27 protein-coding genes and 2 pseudogenes are annotated in these 23,617 nt (G+C 62.0%); 20 read left to right on the top strand and 9 right to left on the bottom strand.

Features of this window, described 5'->3' with window-relative positions:
* Positions 1 to 8: 8 nt before the first annotated feature.
* A complete protein-coding gene (locus tag GUY40_RS13000; RefSeq protein WP_166569348.1) occupies positions 9 to 779 on the bottom strand; it encodes an aldolase/citrate lyase family protein in 771 nt (256 codons plus the stop codon).
* Positions 780 to 1,049: 270 nt separating this feature from the next.
* On the bottom strand, positions 1,050 to 1,739 hold the full coding sequence (locus GUY40_RS13005; protein WP_166569349.1) for a GntR family transcriptional regulator: 690 nt from the start codon (positions 1,737 to 1,739) through the stop codon (positions 1,050 to 1,052).
* A 141-nt stretch (positions 1,740 to 1,880) separates the two neighbouring features.
* Between GUY40_RS13005 and GUY40_RS13010 the strand changes: the two genes are divergently transcribed.
* The 7 genes from GUY40_RS13010 (at position 1,881) to GUY40_RS13040 (ending at position 9,215) form a co-directional block, all read left to right on the top strand.
* The gene (locus GUY40_RS13010; protein ID WP_166569350.1) at positions 1,881 to 2,969 is read left to right on the top strand and encodes an ABC transporter ATP-binding protein; all 1,089 of its coding nucleotides are present in this window, start codon (positions 1,881 to 1,883) and stop codon (positions 2,967 to 2,969) included.
* A gap of 1 nt (position 2,970) precedes the next feature.
* Positions 2,971 to 3,888 (top strand): ABC transporter permease, encoded by a 918-nt coding sequence (locus GUY40_RS13015; RefSeq protein WP_166569351.1) that lies wholly within the window; start codon positions 2,971 to 2,973, stop codon positions 3,886 to 3,888.
* Positions 3,885 to 4,679: an ABC transporter permease gene (locus GUY40_RS13020; RefSeq protein ID WP_166569352.1), complete on the top strand. Its 795-nt coding sequence runs from the start codon at positions 3,885 to 3,887 to the stop codon at positions 4,677 to 4,679. Before GUY40_RS13015 ends, GUY40_RS13020 begins: the two co-directional genes overlap by 4 nt.
* A gap of 50 nt (positions 4,680 to 4,729) precedes the next feature.
* A complete protein-coding gene (locus GUY40_RS13025; RefSeq protein WP_166569353.1) occupies positions 4,730 to 5,782 on the top strand; it encodes an extracellular solute-binding protein in 1,053 nt (350 codons plus the stop codon).
* Between the two features lie 65 nt (positions 5,783 to 5,847).
* Positions 5,848 to 7,044 carry an amidohydrolase family protein gene (locus GUY40_RS13030; RefSeq protein WP_166569354.1) on the top strand — a complete coding sequence of 399 codons (1,197 nt, stop codon included), beginning with the start codon at positions 5,848 to 5,850 and terminating at the stop codon, positions 7,042 to 7,044.
* On the top strand, positions 7,041 to 8,531 hold the full coding sequence (locus GUY40_RS13035) for an amidohydrolase family protein (protein WP_166569355.1): 1,491 nt from the start codon (positions 7,041 to 7,043) through the stop codon (positions 8,529 to 8,531). Before GUY40_RS13030 ends, GUY40_RS13035 begins: the two co-directional genes overlap by 4 nt.
* A 21-nt stretch (positions 8,532 to 8,552) precedes the next feature.
* Positions 8,553 to 9,215: a flavin reductase family protein gene (locus GUY40_RS13040; RefSeq protein WP_166569356.1), complete on the top strand. Its 663-nt coding sequence runs from the start codon at positions 8,553 to 8,555 to the stop codon at positions 9,213 to 9,215.
* Positions 9,216 to 9,222: 7 nt separating this feature from the next.
* On the opposite strand, the gene GUY40_RS13045 is transcribed toward GUY40_RS13040, so the two are convergent.
* Complete coding sequence (locus GUY40_RS13045) at positions 9,223 to 10,113, bottom strand: LysR substrate-binding domain-containing protein (RefSeq protein WP_166569357.1); 891 nt, start codon at positions 10,111 to 10,113, stop codon at positions 9,223 to 9,225.
* 111 nt (positions 10,114 to 10,224) lie between these two features.
* On the opposite strand from GUY40_RS13045, the gene phnD reads away from it, so the two are divergent.
* From phnD to GUY40_RS13060, 4 genes and pseudogenes are all read left to right on the top strand, one after another.
* Entirely contained in the window at positions 10,225 to 11,088 is an 864-nt protein-coding gene (gene phnD / locus GUY40_RS13050; protein WP_166569358.1) for a phosphonate ABC transporter substrate-binding protein, read from the top strand.
* Between the two features lie 16 nt (positions 11,089 to 11,104).
* Positions 11,105 to 11,485 (top strand): annotated as a pseudogene (locus GUY40_RS28780) (ATP-binding cassette domain-containing protein); the annotation flags it as partial.
* Positions 11,486 to 11,573: 88 nt separating this feature from the next.
* On the top strand, positions 11,574 to 11,804 hold the full coding sequence (locus GUY40_RS28305) for a hypothetical protein (protein ID WP_256675729.1): 231 nt from the start codon (positions 11,574 to 11,576) through the stop codon (positions 11,802 to 11,804).
* The gene (locus GUY40_RS13060; RefSeq protein ID WP_166569359.1) at positions 11,767 to 12,135 is read left to right on the top strand and encodes an ABC transporter permease; all 369 of its coding nucleotides are present in this window, start codon (positions 11,767 to 11,769) and stop codon (positions 12,133 to 12,135) included. The genes GUY40_RS28305 and GUY40_RS13060 overlap by 38 nt, the downstream gene beginning before the upstream one ends.
* Here GUY40_RS13060 and GUY40_RS13065 read toward each other — a convergent pair.
* Positions 12,132 to 12,371 carry a hypothetical protein gene (locus GUY40_RS13065; protein ID WP_166569360.1) on the bottom strand — a complete coding sequence of 80 codons (240 nt, stop codon included), beginning with the start codon at positions 12,369 to 12,371 and terminating at the stop codon, positions 12,132 to 12,134. The two genes, GUY40_RS13060 and GUY40_RS13065, sit on opposite strands and share 4 nt — an antisense overlap.
* Positions 12,372 to 12,505: 134 nt before the next feature.
* On the opposite strand from GUY40_RS13065, the gene GUY40_RS13070 reads away from it, so the two are divergent.
* The 5 genes from GUY40_RS13070 to GUY40_RS13090 all read left to right on the top strand — a co-directional run bounded on the left by GUY40_RS13070 (position 12,506) and on the right by GUY40_RS13090 (position 15,946).
* The gene (locus GUY40_RS13070) at positions 12,506 to 12,880 is read left to right on the top strand and encodes a 5-carboxymethyl-2-hydroxymuconate Delta-isomerase (RefSeq protein ID WP_166569361.1); all 375 of its coding nucleotides are present in this window, start codon (positions 12,506 to 12,508) and stop codon (positions 12,878 to 12,880) included.
* A gap of 88 nt (positions 12,881 to 12,968) precedes the next feature.
* On the top strand, positions 12,969 to 14,102 hold the full coding sequence (gene rnd, locus GUY40_RS13075; protein WP_166569362.1) for a ribonuclease D: 1,134 nt from the start codon (positions 12,969 to 12,971) through the stop codon (positions 14,100 to 14,102).
* The gene (locus GUY40_RS13080; RefSeq protein WP_166569363.1) at positions 14,099 to 14,392 is read left to right on the top strand and encodes a YcgL domain-containing protein; all 294 of its coding nucleotides are present in this window, start codon (positions 14,099 to 14,101) and stop codon (positions 14,390 to 14,392) included. The genes rnd and GUY40_RS13080 overlap by 4 nt, the downstream gene beginning before the upstream one ends.
* Before the next feature lie 107 nt (positions 14,393 to 14,499).
* Entirely contained in the window at positions 14,500 to 15,432 is a 933-nt protein-coding gene (locus GUY40_RS13085) for a D-2-hydroxyacid dehydrogenase (protein ID WP_166569364.1), read from the top strand.
* A 64-nt stretch (positions 15,433 to 15,496) separates the two neighbouring features.
* Positions 15,497 to 15,946, top strand: a complete 450-nt coding sequence (locus GUY40_RS13090; RefSeq protein WP_166569365.1) for a YcgN family cysteine cluster protein — start codon at positions 15,497 to 15,499, stop codon at positions 15,944 to 15,946.
* 545 nt (positions 15,947 to 16,491) lie between these two features.
* On the opposite strand, the gene GUY40_RS13095 is transcribed toward GUY40_RS13090, so the two are convergent.
* The 3 genes from GUY40_RS13095 to GUY40_RS13105 form a co-directional block, all read right to left on the bottom strand.
* Positions 16,492 to 16,866, bottom strand: a complete 375-nt coding sequence (locus tag GUY40_RS13095; RefSeq protein ID WP_166569366.1) for a DUF2892 domain-containing protein — start codon at positions 16,864 to 16,866, stop codon at positions 16,492 to 16,494.
* Between the two features lie 85 nt (positions 16,867 to 16,951).
* Positions 16,952 to 17,422, bottom strand: coding sequence for an RNA methyltransferase (locus GUY40_RS13100; protein ID WP_166569367.1), 471 nt, complete (start codon positions 17,420 to 17,422; stop codon positions 16,952 to 16,954).
* Between the two features lie 51 nt (positions 17,423 to 17,473).
* On the bottom strand, positions 17,474 to 17,845 hold the full coding sequence (locus GUY40_RS13105; protein WP_166569368.1) for a YajD family HNH nuclease: 372 nt from the start codon (positions 17,843 to 17,845) through the stop codon (positions 17,474 to 17,476).
* Between the two features lie 142 nt (positions 17,846 to 17,987).
* On the opposite strand from GUY40_RS13105, the gene GUY40_RS13110 reads away from it, so the two are divergent.
* Positions 17,988 to 18,305 (top strand): hypothetical protein, encoded by a 318-nt coding sequence (locus GUY40_RS13110; RefSeq protein ID WP_178117817.1) that lies wholly within the window; start codon positions 17,988 to 17,990, stop codon positions 18,303 to 18,305.
* Here GUY40_RS13110 and GUY40_RS13115 read toward each other — a convergent pair.
* Positions 18,283 to 20,321 (bottom strand): annotated as a pseudogene (locus GUY40_RS13115) (S9 family peptidase); the annotation flags it as partial. The gene GUY40_RS13110 and the pseudogene GUY40_RS13115 overlap by 23 nt on opposite strands.
* Positions 20,322 to 20,443: 122 nt before the next feature.
* On the opposite strand from GUY40_RS13115, the gene GUY40_RS13120 reads away from it, so the two are divergent.
* From GUY40_RS13120 to GUY40_RS13130, 3 genes are read left to right on the top strand one after another with little or no spacing between them, the layout of a single operon-like run.
* Positions 20,444 to 20,929 carry an MFS transporter gene (locus tag GUY40_RS13120; RefSeq protein WP_256675730.1) on the top strand — a complete coding sequence of 162 codons (486 nt, stop codon included), beginning with the start codon at positions 20,444 to 20,446 and terminating at the stop codon, positions 20,927 to 20,929.
* Positions 20,930 to 20,957: 28 nt separating this feature from the next.
* Positions 20,958 to 21,734, top strand: coding sequence for a class II glutamine amidotransferase (locus GUY40_RS13125; RefSeq protein WP_166569372.1), 777 nt, complete (start codon positions 20,958 to 20,960; stop codon positions 21,732 to 21,734).
* Positions 21,735 to 21,745: 11 nt separating this feature from the next.
* Positions 21,746 to 22,255: a DUF2937 family protein gene (locus GUY40_RS13130; RefSeq protein WP_166569373.1), complete on the top strand. Its 510-nt coding sequence runs from the start codon at positions 21,746 to 21,748 to the stop codon at positions 22,253 to 22,255.
* A 342-nt stretch (positions 22,256 to 22,597) separates the two neighbouring features.
* Here GUY40_RS13130 and GUY40_RS13135 read toward each other — a convergent pair whose 3' ends face one another.
* Positions 22,598 to 23,515 carry a LysR family transcriptional regulator gene (locus GUY40_RS13135; protein ID WP_166569374.1) on the bottom strand — a complete coding sequence of 306 codons (918 nt, stop codon included), beginning with the start codon at positions 23,513 to 23,515 and terminating at the stop codon, positions 22,598 to 22,600.
* Positions 23,516 to 23,617: the final 102 nt, after the last annotated feature.

Genomic DNA, 23,617 nt, shown 5'->3' on the forward strand with positions numbered 1-23,617 from the left:
GCGTTGGCTCATTTTTGCTGTTGAAGAGAGTGCAGGCGGGCTTTCAATGCGTTATGCAGCAAGCCCCGGTCTTCACCGGCCAGAAAGCTTCGGATCCCGCGAGCGCGCCACAGTGCGTTCTGTTCAACAGTGCGGGGGTTTGCGCAGAAAGGTATTCCGGCGCTGAGGCAGGCATCGGCCATGTATTGCAGCGTTTGCCAGACTTGAGGATTGAGCGGGTCGGGTCCCAGATCGAGATCGAGCGACAGATCCAGTGCGCCTTCCATGATCATGCCGACCCCCGGCAGTTGCAGGATCTCGCCGAGAGCGTCGACCCCGGCGCTGCTTTCGATCATGGGAACAATGGGGGTCTGACGATTGGCCAGATCGATGTATTCGGGTAATGGCAGGCGACCGAATCCGGTAATACGTCCGCCGGTTATTCCGCGTTTTCCCAAGGGTGGAAAGAGGGCCGCTTCGATGGCGCGCTGAACTTGCGCAGCACTTTCGGTGCGTGAAAGGACAATGGCTTCGATGCCGGCATCCAGCGCCCGACCGATCAGTTTTTCGTCCACTTGCGGTATGCGCAACCACGGCGAAATGCCAGCGGCCTCACAAGCGCGGACACAATGCATGATGTCTTCTTCGGAGCGCAGTAAGTGCTCAAGATCGAGAATCACGAAGTCGTAGCCCGCAAACGCGAGCATTTCGCAGAGCATCGGAGAAGGTAGAGAATTGAGCAAGCCGTAGACGTTTTTCCCTTCTTGTAACCGGGAAAATACCGGAGAGGTTCGTATCACTGACGCAGGTCCTTCAGGTCGGAATGCCAGTAATAATAATCATTCACAAATAGAAGTAAACATTTTTTAGTCGCCGAGTAGTGATATTCGTGATGGCCCTCATAAAAATCCCGTTCTGGCAGATCTTTGTCGTCTGTACGGACGCTTCGCGAGCAAGCTCTGCTCCTACAAAAAGCACCCCGTTCAACATCGATGTGTAGGAGCCGAGCTTGTCGGGGCGCCGAACCGTCGCGATGAGGCCAGTGAAGCGACCAAAGCCTCGCTGAGCGCTCAGGTTTCAATCAAATGCTTGAGCGGGTTATACGAAGGCTTCAACGTCGCCGCCACATCCAGTATGGCCTTCTCGATCCCGTTCAAGTGAATGCAGGTCAGTTCAATGGCCGCGCTTTGATTGCCCGACTCGATAAATTCGATCAGGCGCAAATGCTCGTTGTCGCGGCAGGCGTCGTGGCTGTCGTCGTCCAGCGCGGCGGCGTACAGCGAGGCGCGGGAGATCAGTTTGCGGAACCAGTCCAGCAGCACCGGGTTGTTCAGCGTGGCCGCCAACTTGATATGGAATTCGCCCAGCAGGTGAATCAGCCGCTCATGATCGCCTTCCCGCGCCGCTTCATCTTCCAGTAGCAGATGGTCGCGCAAATCCTGCGTGGCGGCGTTGTCGCGGCGGCGGCACAGTTCGCTGACGATGCCAATCTCGATCAGCCGCCGGGTTTCGAACAGGGAGCGAATCTCCTCATCGCTGGGCAATGACACCCAGGCACCTTTGTTGGGCTCGATCGAGACCAACCCCTCGGCTTCCAATTGCTTGAGCGCTGCTCGAACCGACGTGCGGCTGACGTCGAAAAGCTCGGCCAGGGAGGCTTCCCCCAACTTCATGCCGGGTCGCAATGACCGCTTGCTGATCGCCGCGTAAACCCCTTGGTAGACACGGTCTACCGTGGTTTCCAGCTTTTTGTCAGCCATTCAAAAACTCCTTGCTCAATAAACAACCGACCTGCGGGCAGAGCGCTGCCGGTGAAAAGCAGGTTGCGCGGTCAGAATAATCCGGGTATTTCTAAGTTGCATCCAATTTATGCATACAAAAACAAAGAGGAATGCACCATTATGGAACACAATGCTTCTGTGGAAGTGCAGTGCGTTTCAAAGCGGTACACCGATGACCCTGATGTCGCGCCGGCGCTCGACGAGGTCTCGGTCAACATCGCACATAATGAGTTTTTCACCTTGTTGGGCCCCTCCGGTTGCGGCAAGACCACGTTGCTGCGGACCATCGCCGGTTTCGAGCACGTCAGCTCCGGCGACATTTTGATCGGCGGACAACGGGTCAATGACCTGCCGCCGTTCAAGCGCCGGGTCAATACTGTATTCCAAAGCTATGCGCTGTTTCCGCACATGAGCGTGGCGGAGAATATCGCCTTCGGCCTCGAGATGCAGGGCCTTGAGAAAAAAGCCATTCCGGCCCGGGTCAAGGAGATGCTGGCGCTGGTGCAGATGGAGCATCTGGCGCGGCGCAAACCGGCTGAGTTGTCCGGCGGCCAGCAGCAGCGCGTGGCCCTGGCCCGGGCGTTGGCGCCAAGGCCGGACGTATTGTTGCTCGATGAGCCCCTGTCGGCGCTGGACCTCAAGTTGCGCAAGGAAATGCAGGTCGAACTCAAGCGGGTCCAGCAGCAAGCCGGCATCACCTTTATCTTCGTCACCCACGATCAGGAAGAGGCGCTGACCCTCTCGGATCGAATCGCGGTGATGTCGGCCGGCAAGATTTTGCAGATCGGCGGCCCCAGCGCCATTTACGAGCGTCCGGCTCATCAGTTTGTCGCGCAGTTCATTGGCGACATCAACTTCCTGCCCGGCAAGCTGGCACGCGGGCCGCAGAATGAAAGCGTGTTCCAGCCCACCGGCCTGCCGGTACAGATCCCTTGCAACCCACCACAGCCGCTGGCCAGCGCCAACGTGCAGCTGGCGTTTCGCCCGGAGCGTTCGCAACTGGTCGAGCCGACCCAACCCCATCACCTGCGCGGCGTGATCGAGGCGGTGCTGTATGTCGGCACGGCCACCCTTTACCAATGCCGCTTGAGCAACGACGTCAAGGTCATGCTGCGCGAAAGCAACGAAGGCCTGAATGCCGTGCGTGCCGTCGGCGAGCCGGTTGCCGTGCACCTGCCGCCGCAGGCCTGCCTGCTGATGGAGGCTTGAGATGAGCGTAAGCACTGCCTCGCCCGCGCTCAGTCGCCTGCTGTTGCTCAGCCCTGTAGTGGTGACGCTGCTGGCGCTGATCGCCATTCCGCTGGGCATCATGGGCTATATCAGCCTGTTGCCGCGCAACCTTTACGGCGGCGTCGACTGGCAGGCCAACTGGCAATTGCAAAGTTACGTGCAGCTGTTTTTCCAGGAAGGCTTCGACGGCACGCTGGAGCTGAACTGGGTCTATGCCCAGGCGCTGTTGCGCTCGGTGGGGCAGGCCGCTGGCACCACCTTGCTGTGCTTTATGTTCGGCTTCCCGGTGGCGTTGTGGATGACCAGCCTCAAGCCGCGCCAGCGCAACCTGATGGTGCTGCTGATCACCATTCCGTTCTGGACCAACCTGCTGATCCGCAACTATGCCTGGCTGATCATCCTGCGCGAGCAGGGCTGGGTCGCCCAGACCCTTAACGCGCTGTTCCCCCAGGCCGGTGGCATCACCCTGCTGTACAACGACTTCGCCGTCAGCGTCGGGCTGGTCTACAGCTTTCTGCCGTTCATGATCCTGCCGATCTACTCGACCCTGGAGAAGCTCGACTGGCGGCTGGTCGAGGCCGCCTATGACCTGGGTGCCAACCGCTGGCTGGCACTGCGCCGGGTGATCTTGCCCTTGAGCATGCCGGGGGTGATTGCCGGCGCGCTGCTGGTGTTCGTCCCAAGCCTGGGAGCGTTTATCACCCCGGCGATTCTCGGCGGCGGCAAGACGCTGATGATTGGCAACCTGATCCAGCAGCAATTCGGCACCGCGCGCAACTGGCCGCTGGGCAGTTCGTTGTCGTTCCTGCTGCTGGGCATCCTGATGCTTTCGCTGGTGCTCTACGCCCTCTACAGCCGCAAGGCTGCCAACACCGTCCGCCGGGGAGCTGCCGCATGATCGCCCTGCACCTGAAAAAACTGCCACTGACCCGCGAAACCAGCCTGCTGATCCTGGCCTACCTGTATTTGCCGATCTTTGTGCTGATCGCCTACAGCTTCAACGCCAACCGCTCCGCCACGGTGTGGACCGAGTTTTCCTTCGCCTGGTACGGACGCATTCTTGCCAACCCGTCGATCCAGACGGCAGCTCTGAACTCGATCATCGTTGCCGGCATTGCCACGGTGTGCGCCACCACCATCGCACTGCTGGCGGCGTTGGCCACCTATCGCCCGTTCTATGGGCAGAAGATGGTCGAAGGCGGTATCAACCTGCCGTTGATCCTGCCGGAGATCGTCACGGCGGTGGCCACGCTGCTGCTGTTCATGGCACTGGGGATCAAGTTGGGATTGCTGACGGTGATCGTGGCCCATATCGGTTTCTGCATTCCCTTCGCCTACTTGCCGATCCGGGCGCGCTTGAACGATCTGGACAAGAGCCTGCTGGAGGCCGCCAACGACTTGTATGCCAACCCGTGGCAGTGCTTTCGGCGGGTGACCCTGCCGTTGCTGTGGCCGGCGGTGCTGTCGGGGGCGGTGCTGGCGTTTGTGGTCAGCCTGGATGATTTCATCATGACCTTCTTCGTCGCCGGCCCCGGTTCCACCACGCTGCCGGTGTACATCTTCTCCGCCATCAAGTCCGGCGTCACCCCGGAAATCAATGCCATCTCGACCCTGATGCTGTTGATTTCCATTGTGTTGGTGGTGCTCGCCTTCTGGCTCGGCCAGCGCGGCAAGGCGGACAGCGAATGAGGTTTTCAATCGGTAGTTCTTCCGTTGCACGATCCCAGGAGCATAAGACGATGATGTTCAAAGCACTGCGTTGTGCGGGGGCCGCCCTGGCCCTCGGCTGTCTGGCCAGCCTTCAGGTCCAGGCCGATGAGCCCAAGCAATTGTTCTTCTACAACTGGACCGATTATTACCCGGTCGAACTGTTGGGCAAGTTCGAAAAGGAGACCGGCATCAAGGTCACCATGGACGGCTACGACAGTAATGAAACCCTGCTGGCCAAGTTGCAGGCCGGTGGCGCCGCCTATGACGTGATCGTGCCATCGCAGTCGATCATGCGCACCTTGATCGAACAGAACCTGCTGCTGCAGATCGATGCGCCGACACTGGCCAATTTCGTCAACGTCAAACCGGCCTTTCGTGACCCGAGTTTTGACCCGGGGCGCAAGTTTTCCGCGCCGTACCTGTGGGGCTCGACCGGCTTCTCCTACGACAGCGCTAGGGTGCCGGGCGGTAAGCTGGACGACTCCTGGAAGGAGTTTTTCGAGCCGCGCCCGGAGGTTAGCGGTCAGCTTGCGGCACTGGACACCTCAAGCTCGGTCATCAATGCCGCCAGCCATTACCTGGGCGTGGACGAGTGCAGCGAAAACCCCCAGGACGCCAAGCGCATCCTTGAGTTGCTCCAGCAGCAGAAGCCGCACCTGAAGATGTACAGCTCCGACAACACCGTCGACCGCATGGCCTCTGGTGAAGTGATCATGATGCAGAACTGGAACGGCTCCACCGCCCGCGCCACGCTGCAAAAAAGCACCATCAAGTACGTGTACCCGCGTGAAGGGCTGGCCATGTTCCAGGACAACTTCGCCGTTCCCAGAAGCGCGCCTCACCCGGAAAACGCCAAGGTCTTCATCAACTGGATGATGAAGCCCGAAAACGCCGCCGCCGTTTCCAACGCCATCGCCTACGCTAATGGCGTTCAGAGCGACAACTTGCTGGATCCGAAATGGAAGGTCATGGACGCCATCAACATGCCCGAGCAATACGCCTCGCGCCTGCGCCCGGAAAAAGAGTGCAGCAACAAGGCGCGCGAGCTGCAGGACCGCATCTGGTCCCGCCTCAAGGGTTAAGCGCCAGGGCGGCCGCTGGCAGCGGCCGCTCAACTGATCGAGAGAACCGTCATGAGAGAGCTGCCATGAATCAAACTTACTGGCTGCGCAATGTTCGCCCCTATGGCGGCGTTGCCGAAGATTTTCGCATTGACGCCGGCCGAATCGCCGAGCGCCGCCCTGCCAGCGCGGCACCCGTGGCGAAGAGGGATATCAATGGTTGCCAGCAACTGCTGACCCCCGTGCTGGTGGAAAGCCATGTGCACCTGGACAAGACCCTGTTTGGCCAACCCTGGCGCCCCAACAGCGCCGGACCGACGCTCAAGGACTACATCCTCAACGAGCGCCGCGTGCTGCGCGAAATCGATGCCCCCATCGCCGCCCGTGCCGGTGCCTTGCTGGAAAACTGCATCGCCCGCGGTTCCTTGCGCATGCGCTGCCACGTGGACATTGACCCGGAGTTCGGCTTGCATCATGTGGAGGCCATGCAAGAGGTGCGCGAGCGCTACCGGGACTTGATCGACTTGCAGTTGGTGGTGTTCCCGCAAACCGGCCTGATCAGCCGCCCCGGCACCGCCGGGTTGATGCGCGAGGCGCTGCAGATGGGCGTCGAGAACGTTGGCGGGCTGGACCCGTGCGGCATCGACAACGACCCCATCGCCCAGCTGGATTTCATCTTTAAATTGGCCGTGGAATTTGACCGCGGCATCGACATTCACCTGCATGACAAGGGCGAACTGGGCCTGTGGCAGATCGCCCGGATTGCCGATTACACCGAGCGTTATCAGCGCCAGGGGCGGGTGATGATCAGCCACGCCTACTGCCTGGGCATGGCGCCCTGGGCGCAGGTCCGGCCGCTGGCCGAACGCCTGGCGGCGCAGGGCATTTCGTTGATGAGTTCAGCCCCGGCCGATTGCGCGGTGCCGCCGTTTCTCGAATTGCGTGCTGCCGGAGTCAACCTGTGTCTGGGCTCTGATGGTATTCGCGATGCCTGGTCGCCCATGGGCAATGGCGACATGCTTGAGCGGGCTTTCCTGTTGGCGTTCCGGTTTGATCTGAACAAGGACGAGGAGCTGGCCGCCGCCTTTGAAGCGGCCACGGTGAATGGTGCTCGAGCCTTGGGCATCGATGAAGTGAGTGTGGAGGTCGGCCAGCCCGCTGACTTCCTGCTGATGCCGGTGCAGACCCTTGGCGAAGCCGTGGTGGCCCGGCCCGCACGGCAGGTCTACCGCGCGGGCAATTTGATTGCCGAGCAGGGCCGTCTGCTAGAAAGCCGCCTGTGAGCGGTGCCCGGCGCGTGGGCCTGAAGGCCAGTTGCGTGGTCGGCTTCGACGGTCGCCAGCATGTGCTCTGGCGCGACGGCGAGGTGGTCTTCGAAGCCTCGAAGATTGTCTTTGTCGGTCGTGGCTTTGCCGGGCCGGTCGATCAATGGATCGACTATGGCAATGCCCTGATCGGCCCGGGCTTTATCGACCTGGACGCGCTTGGCGACCTCGACTCCACGGTGTTGACCCTGGACAACGGCGATGAGCGCCAGATGGGGCGCATGTGGTCCGAGGACTACCTGGCGGCCGGCTCGCGCGAGAGCTACAGCCCCGAGCAGGAAGTGTTCAAGTACCGCTACGCCTTCACCCAGCTGATTCGCAACGGCATCACCACGGCGATGCCGATCACCTCCATGTACTACCGCGAATGGGCGCAAGGCTACGAGGAATTTGCCCAGGTCGCTGGCGTGGCCGCCGAGTTGGGCCTGCGTACGTACCTGGGGCCCTGCTACATGAGCGGCATGAGTTATTGGCGCGCGGACGGCAGCCTCGCGCACCATTGGGACGAGGCCCGTGGCCTGGCTGGACTGGATGCGGCCGAGCGCTTCTATCGGGATTTCGATGGCGCCTATGCCGGGTTGATCCGTGGCGCGCTGTTGCCTGATCGCATCCAGACCTGCACCCCGGCACTGTTGCAGCGCACGGCCGCCTTGAGCCAAGAACTCAAGGCACCGATGCGCCTGCACTGCTGTCAGTCGCCCAGTGAATTTGCCATGGTCCGGCAGTTGCGCGGCTGCTCGCCGTTGGCCTGGTTGCAACAGCTGGACCTGCTCGGCCCGCGTAGCGTGCTGCCCCACGGCATCTACACCAGCGGCGATGACGACCTTCAGCGGCTGGTCGATAGCGCTGCCAGCCTGGTGCATTGCCCGGTGGTGTTTGCCCGCGACGGCGAAGCCCTGAATTCCTTTGGTCGCTACCGGGCCAGGGGCATTAACCTGGCGCTGGGCACCGACACCTGGCCTGCGGACCTGCTGGACAACATGCGCCAGGGCCTGAACATCGCCCGGGTGATGGAGCAGGGCAGCGAACACACCCGCGCCCTGGACCTCTACAACGCCGCGACCCTCGGCGGCGCCCAGGCCCTGGGGCGGGAAGACCTCGGACGCCTGGCGCCGGGAGCCAAAGCCGACATCACCGTGTTCAGCCTGCGCGGCCTGCACCTGGGGCCGCTGTTCGATCCGTTGAAAAACCTGATGCTTGCCGGTCGTGGTGATGACTGCATCGCCAGCTTTATCGACGGGCGCTGCGTCATGCAGGACGGGCAGGTGCAGGGTGTCGATTACCACGCCTTGCAGCAGCAGGCCCAGGCACAGTTCCACACCCTGATGCGCAGCCATGCCGACCGCGCGTTCGGCCGGCCGGACTGGCGCAGCCTGTTCAAACCGGCGATTCCCTATGCCGATGCGTACAGTGCCGACACTCCGCTGTGCGCTTCCCACGTCTGACCTTTTGTTGAGAACACTGCCATGCACAGCTTCGATTTCAGCCAGCTGAACGCCCGAGAGAAATACAAGATCCTGATCGGCAGCGTGGTCCCGCGTCCGATCGCGCTGGTGACTACCCTCGATGCTGAAGGCCGGGTCAATGCCGCGCCGTTCAGCTTCTTCAATGCACTTTCGGCCGATCCGCCGATCCTCGCGCTCGGGGTCGAGAACTACAGCGATCAAAGCCCGAAAGACACCACGCGCAATATCCAGCTCAACCAGGAATTCACCGTCAATATCGTCTCCGATGCACTGGTGGAAGCCATGAACGTCTGCGCCGTGCCCTTTGCGCCCGGCTTCGATGAACTGACGGCGGCCGGGCTGACGGCGATTCCCGGCACCCGGGTCAAATGCCCGCGCATCGGTGAGGCCCCGGTGGCGCTGGAGTGTCGGCGGATGATGGCGCTGTCGATCGGTCAGTCGCGGGAAATCATCCTCGGTGAAGTGGTCATGGCCCATGTGCGCGATGAGCTGATTGACCCGAAAACCCTCTACATCGACCAGCTGGGGCTGGATGCGATCGGCCGTATGGGCGGGCATGGCTATGCCCGGACCCGTGACTACTTTGACCTGCCGACCCGCACCCTGCAGGCCTTTACCGAGGCGCCGGGCGGTGGCGAGCGAAGCTGGCCGCCAGGGCGCTGACAGGGGTTCAGGCGCCTACCGCCTGCGGTGTCTGCAGCAGGCCCTGGGCGGTGTCCAGGAACGCCTCGATCAAGGTGTTGGCCTGCCGGTCCTTGCGCCAGATCAGGGTGGCGTTGGTCATCACTGCGCCCGGGTCGGCGAAGGGCACGTAAACAATCGTGTCATGGGTGACCGCCTCATCCCGTGACACATAGCTCACACCCAAACCGTTGGCGACGGCAATCCGGATGGCTTCGCGGCTGCCGATTTCCAGCACGCTGTGAATCGGCACCCCGGCGGCGCGGCAGGCGGCTTCGAAGATCTGTCGGCTGGACGAGCCCGACTCGCGGTGGATCACCCATTCGCTTTCCAATTGGTCAAAATGGATGACCGCGCAACTGGCCAGCCGATGCCCCCTGGGCACGCTCAACAGCAACGGGCATTGGCGATAGCACAGGCTGGCCAGCCCATCGACTCGGTGCTGGCGGGCCAGTACGCCCAGGTCAGCGTCGAAGCTGTTGACGGCCTCTTCCACATGGCGCGAGTGGCCAAATTCAATACTGACGCGCACCCGCGGATAGCGGCGATTGAAGGCCGAGAGAATTTCCATCAGGTGATAAGGCCCCACGGCGGCAATGCGCAGATGCCCGCTGGCGACGGCCTTGACGTCGGTCAGCACCTGCAAGGCATCGAGTTCGGCATCGATCATGCGCCGAGCGATGGTCATCACCTGCAGGCCCAGCGGCGTCAGCCGTACCTGCCGGCCGATCCGGTCGAACAGCGGTTCGCCACAGCGCTCCTCCAGGTCGCGGATTTGCTTGGAGATCGAGGGCTGGGTGATTTTCAACACCCGTGCGCCTTCGGAAAAGCTGCCGCAGCGAGCCGCCGCCAGAAAGGCCCGCAATTGTGCATAAATCATGAGTCATTCCTTGAGGCTATGGACTGTGCCATCCATAGCTATCAAATTCATGCATCAGTTGTCATATCGCCGCTTCAGTATTTCCCTCATCACCTGCTGAGAGACGACGCGATGAAGCCCTTGCTGAAAAAACTCTGCCTGGCGGCCTGCCTCACCTGCATCACTGGCGCGGCCAGTGCCCGCGACCTGGTCATGGGCTTGATCCCGGCCGAGAACAATGAAGAACTGATCAAGCACTTCGAGCCGATGCGTGCTCACCTTGAGCACAAGTTGGGGGTCAAAGTGAAAATGTTCACCGCCACCGACTACGCCGGTGTGATCGAAGCCATGCGCAAGAAGCGTCTCGACATCGCCTGGCTCGGGCCGCTGTCGTACATCCTTGCCGAGAAAGAGGCGGGCGCCGAAGCCTTTGCGGTGGGGGTGAACACCGATGGCAGCTCGACCTACCGGAGCATTTATGTGGTGCCCCAGGATTCACCGGCACGCACCCTGGAAGACCTCAAGGGCAAGTCCGTTGCCTTTGTTGAGCCAGCGTCCACGAGCGGCAACCTGGTCCCAAGCTTCATGCTCAAGCAGCGCACTGGCCAGACGCCTGCGCAGTTCTTCGGCAAGTTCACCTATGCCGGCTCCCACGATGCCGCGCAGATGGCGGTGAAGAACCACGCCGTCGACGCCATCGCCGCCAATGACATCTCGTACAAGAACTTGCTGGCCAAAGGCATGATCAGCGAGCAGAGCAACCGCATCCTCGAAACCTCGGCGCCGATTCCCGACTCGCCGCTGACCTATCGCCAGGACCTGGATCCAGCGCTCAAACAGAAGATTCGTGAAGCCTTCTATGAGGCGCACAAGGAAATCCAGGTCAGCGGCTACGGCAAGTTCGTCCGTTACACCGCGGCAAAGCCCGCGGATTACCAACCGATCCGCGACATGATCAGCACCCTGGGCCTTGGCCGCGATGCGCTGCTCAAGTAAGGGGACGACGATGGCGATGTTTGAGCTCAACCACGTCTGCAAGCGCTATGACAACGGCCATGAAGCCCTCAAGGACATCTCTCTGCACATCGAGGCCGGAAGTTTTGTCGCGATCCTCGGGCCGTCCGGGGCGGGCAAGTCGACCTTGCTGCGTACCCTTAATGGGCTGGAAAGCATTCAGGGCGGGCAGATTCTGTTCGACGGTATCGACGTCAGGCCTGCCACCTTGCGGCAGGTGCGCAGCGGCGTGGCCATGGTGTTCCAGCATTTCAACCTGGTCGGGCGCCTGTCGGTGCTGACCAACGTGCTGACCGGTCGGCTGGCCGAGCGCTCGAGGTTGGGCAGCCTGCTGCACCTGTGGCGGCGCGACGACCTCGTGCTGGCGCAGCGGCTGCTGGCGCGGGTTGGCTTGAGCGATCAGGCCTGGCGCCGGGCCGACAAGCTTTCCGGTCGCCAGTCTCGACCCGATGGCCACCGAAGACGTGATGAACATGCTCGCCGACATCAATCGGCGCGATGGCATCACCTTGATTTTGAACCTGCATCAGGTGGAACTGGCCCAGCGCTTTGCCCACCGGATCATCGGCGTGAATGCCGGGCAGGTGGTCTTCGATGGCACCCCGGCCGAGCTGGACCGGGCTGCTCTGGGCCGTATCTATCACCGTGAAGGAGTCGATCATGCGCAGCACCTCGACGCTATGCTGGCCTACGCCTGACGGGCGGGCGCCACGCGGGCCGCTGGTGTGCGCGGCGATCATCATCCTGTTGCTGCTCGCCAGCGCGCCCTTGGCCGAAATGAACCCGGCGAAGATCGTTCGCTCGCTGGACGACATGTGGGACTTCGCCTGCAAGCTGTTCGCCATACCTGACTGGAGCTACCTGCCGCAGTTGGGCGTGAAGTTGCTGGAAACCTTCGAGATGGCGTTCCTGGCGACCTTGCTGGCGACCTGCATCAGTTTGCCGCTGGCCTTTTTTAAAAAGGCTCCGCTGCCTGCACGGCAGCGGAGCCTTTTGGCTGTTCAGCCTGTGGAAATTCTTGGCTGCTAGCGTGCCCCGGGATTTCCCAGATGCCGGACAATCTCATCCTTGACCTGCAGCCGCGCTTCTTTGTGTTTCTTGACAACGTCGTCATGCGTGTAATTCGACTCTGCCTCCACCACCGTCGCATCGATCTTTTTATATTTATCAAACAGCGAACTGAGTCTGGGGTCGTCTTTCTTGCGTTGGTCGACTTCCTCCTGTGTCAGCTTAAGGTCTGCAAGCAGATTGTGTGGCACTGGCATCTCGTCACCTCTCCGTATTGAGTGCTGGAGTCATGAACTTATGAGAATAGCTCTGATTGGGCGGTTCCGCGCTTCAGACGGTCGGCTCATTGCGCTACCCTCCGGGTTCGCCCTCTGACCCCAGCAGGAACACCATGCCTCATCTGCATCTGGAGTACACCGATAACCTGCCGCAATTAAACGCCGATTCGATATTGCAGCGACTCAACCACGCGCTCGTCGCCAGTGGCCAGTTCGGCAATGAGGCCGATATCAAGAGCCGGGCCGTCAAACTGGAGTGTTTCAGGGTGGGTACCCGTCCCGAGGAACGTGCGTTTATCCACGTGAAGCTGGCGATCCTCAGCGGGCGTTCGCCCGAGGTAAAAAAACAGGTGTCCGAAAGCCTGCTGGCGGTGCTCACGGAGTCGCTGCAGTGGCCAGAGGCGCTGGAGATCCAGCTGTGTGTCGAGGTGCTGGATATTGATCGGGATTCGTATACCAAGACCTCGTTCATCGGCTCCGGGGCGTGAGACTGGCTCGCAGGTGCTCCTGTCGAGTCGATGCCCAGCAATGCCCGGCGCCGATATATACTGCGCGCCATTGTTCAAGGAGAGCCTCGTGGCCATCGACATTCACTGGATTCGCGACGACGCCAGCCTCGCCAGCCATTGCGCGCAATGGCAGCATTTGCCTTACATCGCACTCGACACCGAGTTCATGCGGGTCGACACCTTCTACCCGATCGCCGGCTTGATCCAGGTTGGGGATGGCCAGCGCGCCTTCCTGATCGATCCGTTGACGATCAATGACTGGCAGCCGCTTGCCGCCTTGCTGGAAAACCCGGCCCTGATCAAAGTGCTGCATGCGTGCAGTGAAGACCTCGAGGTGTTGCTGCGCCTGATCGGCAGCCTGCCCGAGCCCTTGTTCGATACCCAGTTGGCCGCCGCCTACCTGAACCTGGGTTTCTCGATGGGTTACTCGCGCCTGGTGCAGGAGGTGCTGAGCATTGAGCTGCCCAAGGGCGAGACCCGCTCTGACTGGTTGCAGCGCCCACTGTCCGAGACCCAGATCAGCTACGCCGCCGAAGATGCAGTGCACCTGGCCGAGGTCTACGAGCAGCTGCGCCCCAAGTTGTCCGAGGAGAAATTTGCCTGGGTGCTGGAAGATGGCGCCGAGCTGGTGGCGCAACTGCGCCGCGAAATCGACCCGAACGAGCTGTACCGCGACGCCAAGCTTGCCTGGAAGCTTTCCCGCGCGCAGTTGGCGGTGTTGCGCGAACTCTGCGCCTGGCGCGAGCGCGAGGCTCGTGCCCGCGACCTGCCACGTAACCGCATCATCCGCGAAAACGCCCTGTGGCCATTGGCCCGCACCCAGCCGGACAATCTGGCGGCACTGGCGAAAATCGAAGACATGCACCCGCGCACGGTGCGCCAGGACGGTGAGTTCCTGTTGGGCCTGATCAAGCAGGCCGCCGCCATCCCGCCCGCCGACTGGCCACCGGCCTTGCCCGAGCCCTTGCCGATCGAAGCCTCGGCGGTGCTCAAGCAATTGCGCAGCATCGGCCAGGCCGAAGCCGAGCGCCTGCACATCGCGCCTGAGCTGATGCTGCGCAAGAAAACCCTGGAAGCCTTGCTCAAGACCGGCTTCCCCAATGGTCCCTATCAATTGCCCGATTCGCTGCGCGGCTGGCGCCGTGAGCTGATGGGTCAGGCGCTGCTCGACAGTCTCGCCAGCGCTGGAGAACAAGCATGAAACAGATTTGCTCCATCTACAAAAGCCCGCGCAAGAACGAAATGTACCTCTACGTGCGCAAGGCCGATGCCCTCAAGCATGTGCCCGAAGGCCTGCTGGTGGCCTTTGGCACCCCTCGTCACACCTTCGACCTGGTGCTCTCGCCCGAGCGTAAACTGGCTCGTGAAGACATCGAGGTGGTGTTGGCCAACCTGGAAAAGCAGGGCTACCACCTGCAAATGCCGCCTGCCGAAGACGAGTACATCGAGCATTTGCCTGAAGAACTGTTGCGTCGCAACGACCCGGTCTGAGACCTGGCAGCCAGGCACACCCGTCAGGTATTTCAGGCCGTGGCCAGCACAGCGGAACACACCGCGGCTGGCCGCGGCCTTGGTTTTTGGGAAGGTTTTTACACACCATGCGTGTTTTGATCGCTGAACAGGATTACGCCCTCTACGCCACCTTGCTGGGCGAGGCTGCACCGGACCTGGACATCATGACCAGCGGCGATTCGGCGGTGCTCTCGCAGCTGGCGAGCGATTGCCCGGTCTGGCTGGGGCAGCCGGATCTCTTGGCCACCCTGCTGCGACAGGGCCATCAGCCGCAATGGCTGCAGTCGACCTGGGCGGGCATCACGCCGTTGCTGGCTGAAGGGCTGCAGCGTGACTATCGCCTGACCCGGGCGGTCGGGATCTTTGGCCAGGTCATGGCCGAATACGTGCTGACCTACATGCTTGGCCACGAGCGCGAAGTGCTGGCGCGGTTGGTCAGCCAGGTCGAGCGCAAGTGGGATAACCGCACGGGGCCGGGCCTTGCCGGGCGGCGGGCGCTGATTGTCGGCACGGGTGATATCGGCCAGTGCGTGGCCGAGTTTCTGCAGCCCTTTGGCGTCAAGGTTTACGGCATCGCCAGCGAAGCTCGCGAGCAGGCGCCGTTTATCGAAGTGGCCGGGCTTGACGAGCTGGGCCGTCTGGCAGGGGAGGTGGATTACGTGATCAACCTGTTGCCGGATACGCCTGCGACTCACGACCTGTACGACGCCGCGCTGTTTGCCCGTTTCAACCCCGATGCGTTGTTCATCAATGCCGGGCGCGGTGTTGCCGTGGTCGATGGCGCCCTGGTCGAGGCGCTGAAACTGGGCCATCTGGCGGGCGCGGTGATCGACGTCTGCCGCCAGGAGCCACTGCCGCAACAGCATCCGTTCTGGACGGCCTGGGGCCTGTTGTTGACCGGCCACAGTTCGGCACCCACCTCGCCGACGGCGATGGTGCAGTTGTTCGTGGAAAACCTGCAGGCCTGGCGCCAGGGCAGCGCGTTGCGTGGCGAAGTGGATTTTTCCCGGGGCTACTGAAAAAGCGCTGGCGGTGCGCCACAGCGCTGTTGCAGCGTCAACTTTGAATCAGGATTTACCTACCATGACCGTTAATGTCGAACCCTTCTGGCTGCGCAAGACCCTCGAGCAACTCAACCCCACCGAGTGGGAGTCGCTCTGCGATGGGTGCGGCCTGTGCTGCCTGCAAAAGCTTGAGGACGAAGACGACAACAGCGTCTACTACACCCGCATCGCCTGCAAGTTGCTGGACCTGAAGACCTGCCAGTGCAGCGACTACAGCCATCGCATGGAAAAAGTGCCCGATTGCATCCAGCTCACGCCCGGCAAAGCCGATCAGTTCAAGTGGCTGCCGCCCACCTGCGGCTACCGCCTGGTCAGCGAGGGCAAGGACCTGCCAGGCTGGCACCATCTGGTCAGCGGCGACCGCAAGCAAGTCCACAAAAAGCGTATTTCCCAGTCTGGCCGCATGCTCAGTGAAGAAGCAGTGCCTGAGGACGATTGGGAGGATTACCTGATTTTCCGCGCTGGCTGAGCAGTTTGTGCAAGATTCGATGTTCGCAGGCACCGCGCAGCTGAACCATCACCCTATGGGAGATTCTATGGTTGACTGCCATTTTTTTGGTGTAGGAGCCGAGCTTGTCGGGGCGCCGAACCGTCGCGATGCAGGCACCACGGTATTTCTGGCACACCGGACCGCCGCGAATGAGGACACCGCAGTTTTTCAGTGGTTGCGCGTCATCGTTCATCGCGGGCAAGCCCCAATGCCGGTCAGTTAAGGAATAGAACGACGAAACCCTTGTAGGAGCGGACCTGGCCGCGATGGGCTGCGCAGCAGCCCCCGAGGCCGGTGATATCAACGACAAGCCCTGGGAGTGCGGGTGGTTTCAGAGTCGCCGGGGCCGCTTCGCAGCCCATCGCGGCCGGGTCCGCTCCTACATGGACGTCTGTGTTCCGATCCTTAACTGACTGGCATTGGGGCAAGCCCGGCTCCTACTAGATCAAAAGCATGGCAGGCAAGCACTGCACCCACAAAAGCACGCTCTCACAACTAATGCGAAGATTGTAGGCCCCTCAGGTTCAAGAAACCTTCGGATTCTCCAGCGAATCATTCCCCGTCACAGTCGCCGTGCCCGTTGCCGCCTGGGCACTGGATTTCAACATCCCCAGCTCTTCCCCCGCCCGCTCAATCCGCGTACGCGCTGCATCGAAATCCCGGCGATTTTTCTCCAGCAGGCTCTTGGTCGCGCTGTGGCCGGTCAGGCCGCGGGCCAGGGCCACGCCGCCGATGGCGATCTGCACCAGGCCGAACAGGCCACCTCGGCGCAGGCCCTTGCCGACCATGATCACGCCGCCGGCGACGGAGCTGGCACGTTCCCAGCCGTGCACGTTGTGTTCAGGCTTGCTCTGGAAGGGGGTGGCCTCGATAAGGTCCACAGGATTGCGGTCGCGCATGGTCAATCTCCTGGGCAGTGCTGCTAAGGGTGATATTCAACTGACTGCCCAGCCCCAGCGCTGTTCCATCGGACCTGGCGTTTTCTCACTTGAACTTGGGCCCCGAGCGGGTGTTGAGGCCTTTGGCCATACGATCGTAGAGCACCACGTTGACGGTGGCCGCCAGGTTCATGCAACCGGTGGTGGGGATGTAGATGGTCTCTTCACACCAGTCGCGAACGCTCTGGTCCAGCGTGCCATCTTCGGGGCCGAAGATGTAGATGGCACGGTCGGGGTGGGTGTACTCGGGCAGCGGGCGGGCGCCCTCGACCAGTTCCACCGCGACCGGCGTGCAGCCCAGCGGGATGATTTTTTGCAGATCATCGATGCCGATCAGCGGGATGTCGTAATGCACCCGCTTGGTATCGGTCACGAAGTCACGGGCGCGTTCATAGCGCTTGCCGGTGTAGAACACCGAGTTCACACCGTAGCAACCGGCGGCGCGCATGACCGAGCCGACGTTCTCCGCTGATTTGGGGTTGAACAGACCGATGCAGCTATACCGTTTATTCGCCACAAGCCTGGCCCTTTCGAAAAAGGGCGATTATACGGACTGAGTGGCGAACGATCAGTCTTTCTTCATCAGTTCGGCCAGCGCGGCAAACGGGTTGTGCGTGACCTTGGCGGCCTTGGGCGTGCTCAGCGAGCCTTCGGCGTAGTACTGCTGATCGGTATAACGGGCGTGTTCGTTATCGTGGCAATACAGGCACAGCAGCTCCCAGTTGGAACCGTCCTGGGGGTTGTTGTCGTGGTTGTGGTCGCGATGGTGCACGGTCAGCTCGCTCAGGCGCTTGCCGGAAAACTCACGAGCGCAGCGGCCGCAGACGTGCGGGTACATTTTCAGGGCTTTGTCGCGGTAACCCATCTCGCGGTCGCGCTGGGCATCGGCCAGGATGCGATCGAGCTTGGCGGTGTTGGAGGGCGGTGTTGCGGTGCTCATGGTCTCACCTTTGAGTCTTGGATCACGGTTATGGCTCAAGTCTAGCGCGTTCATTAGGGTTTCGGGCAGGCAACTTCCAGGCTTTGGAGTAGCCTAAGGAGTGCCAGGTGTCTCTGGCGAGAGAGGCTAATCGATGCGTGCAATGTTGTGGCTGATAGCGGCCAGTGCATTGGCCAGTATGTGGGTCAGTTGCGGGGTCGGCGCCGAGGATCTGCAACCTCGGCCGGTGACCATCCCGTCGCCCGGGGCGCCCGGTACCGCGACGCCTACACCTTATCCCCAGGTGGTGGTCCCCAGTGTGCCCAGGGCAGGTGGCATCAGCGGCCCCCATGCGCCGCTGCTGCCGCCGATCAAGGTGCCAGGGCCGCCGCCCAAGGATCAGCCGTTGCCCGGGCTGAGCCCGGACGATGAACGGCTGTCGGACGACGAGTCACGAGTCAAGCCAGCCCCAAAGCCTTGAACACGAAGCCGTACTCCAGCGCCACATCGCGCAGCCCCTGATAGCGTCCGCTCATGCCGCCATGGCCGGCGCCCAGCTCGGTCCTGAGCAGCAGCAGATTGTCGTCTGTCTTGAGGGTGCGCAACTTCGCCACCCACTTTGCCGCCTCCCAATACTGAACCCGGCTGTCGTTATAGCCGGCGATCACCAACATGGCCGGGTAAGCCTGGGCACGCACGTTTTCGTAAGGCGCGTAGCTCTTGATCCGCTCGTACACGTCGGGCGCTTCAGGGTTGCCCCACTCGTCGTACTCGGTGACAGTCAGCGGCAGGTCCGGGTCGAGCATGGTGTTCAGCACGTCGACGAACGGCACTTCGGTGATGGCGGCGGCGAACAGCTCCGGGCGCTGATTCAGCACCGCGCCGATCAACAGGCCACCGGCGCTGCCACCGCTGATCGCCAGCTGATCGGCACGCGTATGGCCTTCGGCGATCAGGTGTTCGGCGCAGGCGATAAAGTCGTTGAAGGTGTTGGTCTTGTGTTCCTGCTTGCCGGCCCGGTACCAGGCTTCGCCCAGCTCGCCGCCGCCGCGCACGTGGGCAATGGCGAAGGCCACGCCGCGTTCGAGCAGGCTCAGGCGGGCATGGGAGAACCACGGGTCGAGGCTCTCGCCGTAGGCGCCATAACCATACAGGTAAAGCGGGACCGGCTGGCCCTGGTCCTTGCGGCGCTGGACCAGGCTGATCGGCACCCGGGTGCCGTCCGGGGCGGTGGCCCACAGGCGCTGGCTGACATAATCGTCGGCGGCGAAGGTGCCGAGTACTGGGGTCTCTTTCAGCACTTTCTGGGCGCCGTCTGCCAGTGTCAGCTGACGAACCTGGGCCGGTCGATTGAGCGATTCGTAGCGCAGGCGAATCTGCGCGCTGGCGAACTCCAGGGTGTCTTGCACATGCAAGCTGTAGACCACGTCAGGCAGTTCCACCTGGTAAGGCTTGCCGACGCGTGGGTGCACCTCGATGATCGACAAGCCGCGTTCGCGCAGGCTCAAGGTCACACCTTCGGCGTTCAGGCTGACCCCTTCGAGCATGATGGCGTTGCGGTGGGCGATCAGCGGTAGCCACCGCTCGCGAGTCGGCACGCCTTGGTCGGGGGCGGTGTACAGGGCGAAATTGATGCCGTCCTGATTGGTGCGGATAAACCAGCGCCAGGCGCCATCGAGCTGGCCGTGATCGGGGTAGTACTCGTGGCCCTCAACCCGTGGCGCCAGGCAGGCGAAGGGCTGTTGTGGCTGGTCGGCATCGAGCACCCAGGCTTCGCTGGTGGTCTTGCTGTTGAGCAGCAGCACCAGTTGGCGCTCGGAGCTTGAGCGGTAGCAGTGCAGGAAGAAACGCCCGTCGGTCTCTTCGAAAACCTTGTCGGCGGTCCCGCTGCCCAGGGTATGGCGGTAGAGCATGTGCGGCCGGTGGGTGTCATCCAGCTCGGTGAAAAACACGGTCTGGCTGTCGTTGGCCCAGGTCATGCTGCCGTCGCAATCATCGAACGGCAGCTCCTGGATCACGCCAGTCGCCAGCTCCTTGACGTACAGGCGATAGACCTCGTCGCCCGTGGTGTCCAGGCTGTACGCCAGGCGCTGATGGTCGGGGCTGACGTTGAAGGTCCCCAGCGACAGGAAACCACCGGCGGCCAGCTCGTTGGGGTCGAGCAGCAGCTGTTCCTGGCTTTCATCGACGCCCAGGCTGTCGTCGGCCGGGCGCGGGCAGCGGTAGTGACGGGCATATTCGTCGCCCGCGGTGGTGCGGGTGTAATACAGGTGCGGCCCCCACGGCGAGGGCAGCGACAGGTCGGTCTCGAGAATGCGGCCCTTGATCTCCTCGAACAGCTGCTCGCGCAAAGCGGCCTGGTCGGCCAGTTGCGCTTCCTGGTAGGCGTTCTCGGCCTTGAGGTAGTCAAGCACGTCTTTGTCGTCGCGCTCCTGCAGCCAGGCATAGGGATCGGGGCCTTGGGCTTTGCGGGCGATTGGGGCGGTGAGGGATGCGGACATGCGCGGCTCTCTTTGACGGGGCAGGGTGTGCGTTCGGCAGGGCATGCGGGTTGGGCGCGCCGAGACGCTCAAAAGTCGTTATCATAAGCGCCTGTTTGCCTACCTTGCCACGGAAGCCATGACCGAGAACGATTATCTGCTCGCCTGGGGCCTTTATGCCTTTGCCGCCCTGGGCTGCCTGTTGGTATGGCTGCGCCTGACCCGCTGGATGTGGCGCTGGTTGCGTGAGCCAATGCGCCTGTTGATGGCCGTGTTGCTGCTGACGCCAACCATTATCGACCCGGTCAAGGAAAAATTCGCCCCCGCCATCGCCATTACCGCCCTGGACTTGATGTTCAAGGTCGGCAACAACGCCTGGCGGGCGATTTCCGACCTCGCCATGTACGGCATGATCGCCTTTGGCCTTTATCTGTTGTTCGTGCTGGCGCGCTGGCCGCTGGAGCGCCGCGCTGCTGCCCGCCGCGAGCAGGTCGCCGCCCAGCAGGGCGCTGAGCCGCCGATGCCGGACGGGCCTTTTTCCGCCGACCGTGACGACCGCTACGGGCGTACCCCGCCCGCACCGCCGGCGCCGGCCGGGCATGCCCGGATCGAACCGCGCCTGTAAGCCTGTCGCCTGAAGCGAGAACCAAGCCATGTGTGAACTGCTGGGCATGAGCGCCAACGTGCCGACCGATATCGTCTTCAGCTTTACCGGGCTGATGCAACGCGGCGGCCGTACCGGCCCGCACCGCGACGGTTGGGGCATCGGCTTCTACGAGGGGCGCGGCTTGCGCCTGTTCCAGGACCCGGCCGCCAGCAGCGAGTCGGAAGTCGCGCAGCTGGTGCAGCGCTACCCGATCAAGAGTGAAGTGGTGATCGGCCATATTCGCCAGGCCAACGTCGGCAAGGTCTGCCTCTCCAATACCCACCCTTTTGTCCGTGAGCTGTGGGGCCGTAACTGGTGCTTTGCCCACAACGGCCAGCTGGCGGGTTTCGATCCCCAGGCCACGTTCTACCGCCCGGTGGGAGATACCGATAGCGAGGCGGCGTTCTGCGATTTGCTCAATCGCATTCGCACGGCATTTCCCGAGCCGGTCGAGGTCGAAGTGTTGTTGCCGGAATTGGTTGCGGCCTGTGCCCAATACCGTCACCAGGGCGTTTTCAATTGCCTGCTCAGTGATGGCGACTGGCTGTTCTGCTTTTGCTCGACCAAACTGGCACATATCACCCGGCGCGCTCCGTTCGGTCCGGCCCGATTGAAGGATGTCGATGTGATCGTCGATTTCCAGGCCGAAACCACGCCGGATGACGTGGTCACCGTGATCGCCACCGAGCCGTTGACCGAAAACGAGACCTGGAACCGCTACGAACCCGGTCAATGGAGCCTCTGGCGCCGGGGGGAACGGGTCAGCGAGGGCCGCACAGACTAGGGAAGAGCGTTATGCTGCGAAGCTACCTGCGATTGGTATTGTTCACCTTTGGGCTGCTGGTGGGTGTGCAAGTGCCCGGCCTGATCAACGACTACAGCCAGCGCGTCGAAGCGCACCGCAACGAGGCGCTGGAAGGCCTCAAGGGTTTCAACGAAACGGCGCGGCGCTTCTTCGACGGTGATTTGCAGGCGCTGGTGGCCCATTACCGTAACAGCGACGACCCGGTGTTCCGCAGCGATGCCATCAGCATTGCCAGCCTGTTGGGCCGCTTTCAGACCCTGGAGCGCGAATGGCTGGCCTTGCAAGGCCCCTGGTATGTCCGCGCCTGGCATGTGCTGGCCGTACCGGACCCGCAACTGCGCGACGAAACCCTCAATGGCTACAGCTACCAGATTCTACTGGCACCGTCGGCGATCGCCTGGGGGCTGGGGTTTGCGCTGGTGTTTGCCTGGGTGGTGGAGAGCGTGGTGGTGATGGTCGGCTGGCTGCTGCCCGGCCGACGGCAAGAGCGTGCTGTGTAGGCAGCGTCTACCCCGGCAAGTTTTTTGTCGCTTGAGTTGGCCTCATCGCTAGCAAGCTCTGCTCCCACAACAGCCCTTACACAAAATGCTGAGCGGGGAATGTGGGAGCAAGGCTTGCCCCAATGCCGGTCAGTTAAGGAATGGAGCGCCGAAAACCTGTGGGAGCGGATTTATCCGCGAATCCAGACACCGCGGTTTTTCTGGCATTGCGCGGTGCCTTCATTCGCGGCGGTCCGGCGATCCGGTAAATCCGCTCCCACATGGATCTCGCCTTAACTGACCGGCATTGAGGCTTGCCCGCGATGAATTCAGCGCGGTGGGTCAGAGACAGTCAGTGCCTTATCATTCAATCGCCAACACAATCTGCCCCGCGCTGACCTTCTGCGCATACCTCACCAACACCGACTTGCACAGCGCCACCACCTCATCACACCATTCCACCCCCAGTTGCCACGACACCACCACCTCAACGCTGGGCGGTTGCGGTGCCAGCGCAAGCAAGGTCAGCTCGCCCCGGGCCAGTTCCTCGCTGACCAGCACCGGCGGCAGGGCGCCGATGCCGAAACCGTCGCGCAGCAGGCGGGTGATGGCCGAGACCGAGTTCACGCAGTTCAACCGCGGCGTATCCACGCCGTGGGCTTGCAACAGGCTCAAGACTTCCTGGTGAGGCCGTGAGTTTTTCGAGAAGGTCACGATGCGCTCTCTGGCCAGCTCTGCCAGTGAGCTGTACTCGCGGTTGTAGATCGAGTCGCTGGCGACGATCCAGCCCATGGGGTAGCTGGCAAGGGCCAGGCTGCGGATGGAGGCCTGGCGGATCAGGTCAGTTTGCAGGATCAGGTCCAGAAAGCCCTTTTGCAGCTGATCGCAGAGGTTCAGCGAAGTATCGGCGACCAACTCGATTTCCACCTGCGGATACTGCTCCATCAATTCCGACACCAGCGGGCTGAGCCAGGTGTGGATAACGCTGTCCATGACCCCCAGGCGGATGCGCCCGACCTTGCGCCGGTCACCGTCCAGCGATTGTTTGAGCGCCTTGGCGGTGTCGAGCATGCGTTCGGCGTAGTCCAGCACCTTGACGCCTTCGGGCGTCAGGCTGACCCCGCGCGAATCGCGCAAAAACAGTTTGACCCCCAATTCGCCTTCCAGCACCGCAATGCGGCTGGAGATCGAGGCCTGGGTGGTGAAGAGTTTTTCGGCGGTCAGGCGAAAGCTTTTCAGGCGGGCGACCCAGACAAAGGTTTCGAGGAATTTGAGGTTCATGGTGGCGATGCTCGGTGCGGGGTAATCAAATTTTTCTTATGCCAGACACCCGGTTTTATTCGTTGGACGCTTTCGGCGTGCGGTCCAAAAATGCGTTCCAGG

Source organism: Pseudomonas sp. R5(2019), assembly GCF_009905435.1.
GTDB lineage: Bacteria > Pseudomonadota > Gammaproteobacteria > Pseudomonadales > Pseudomonadaceae > Aquipseudomonas.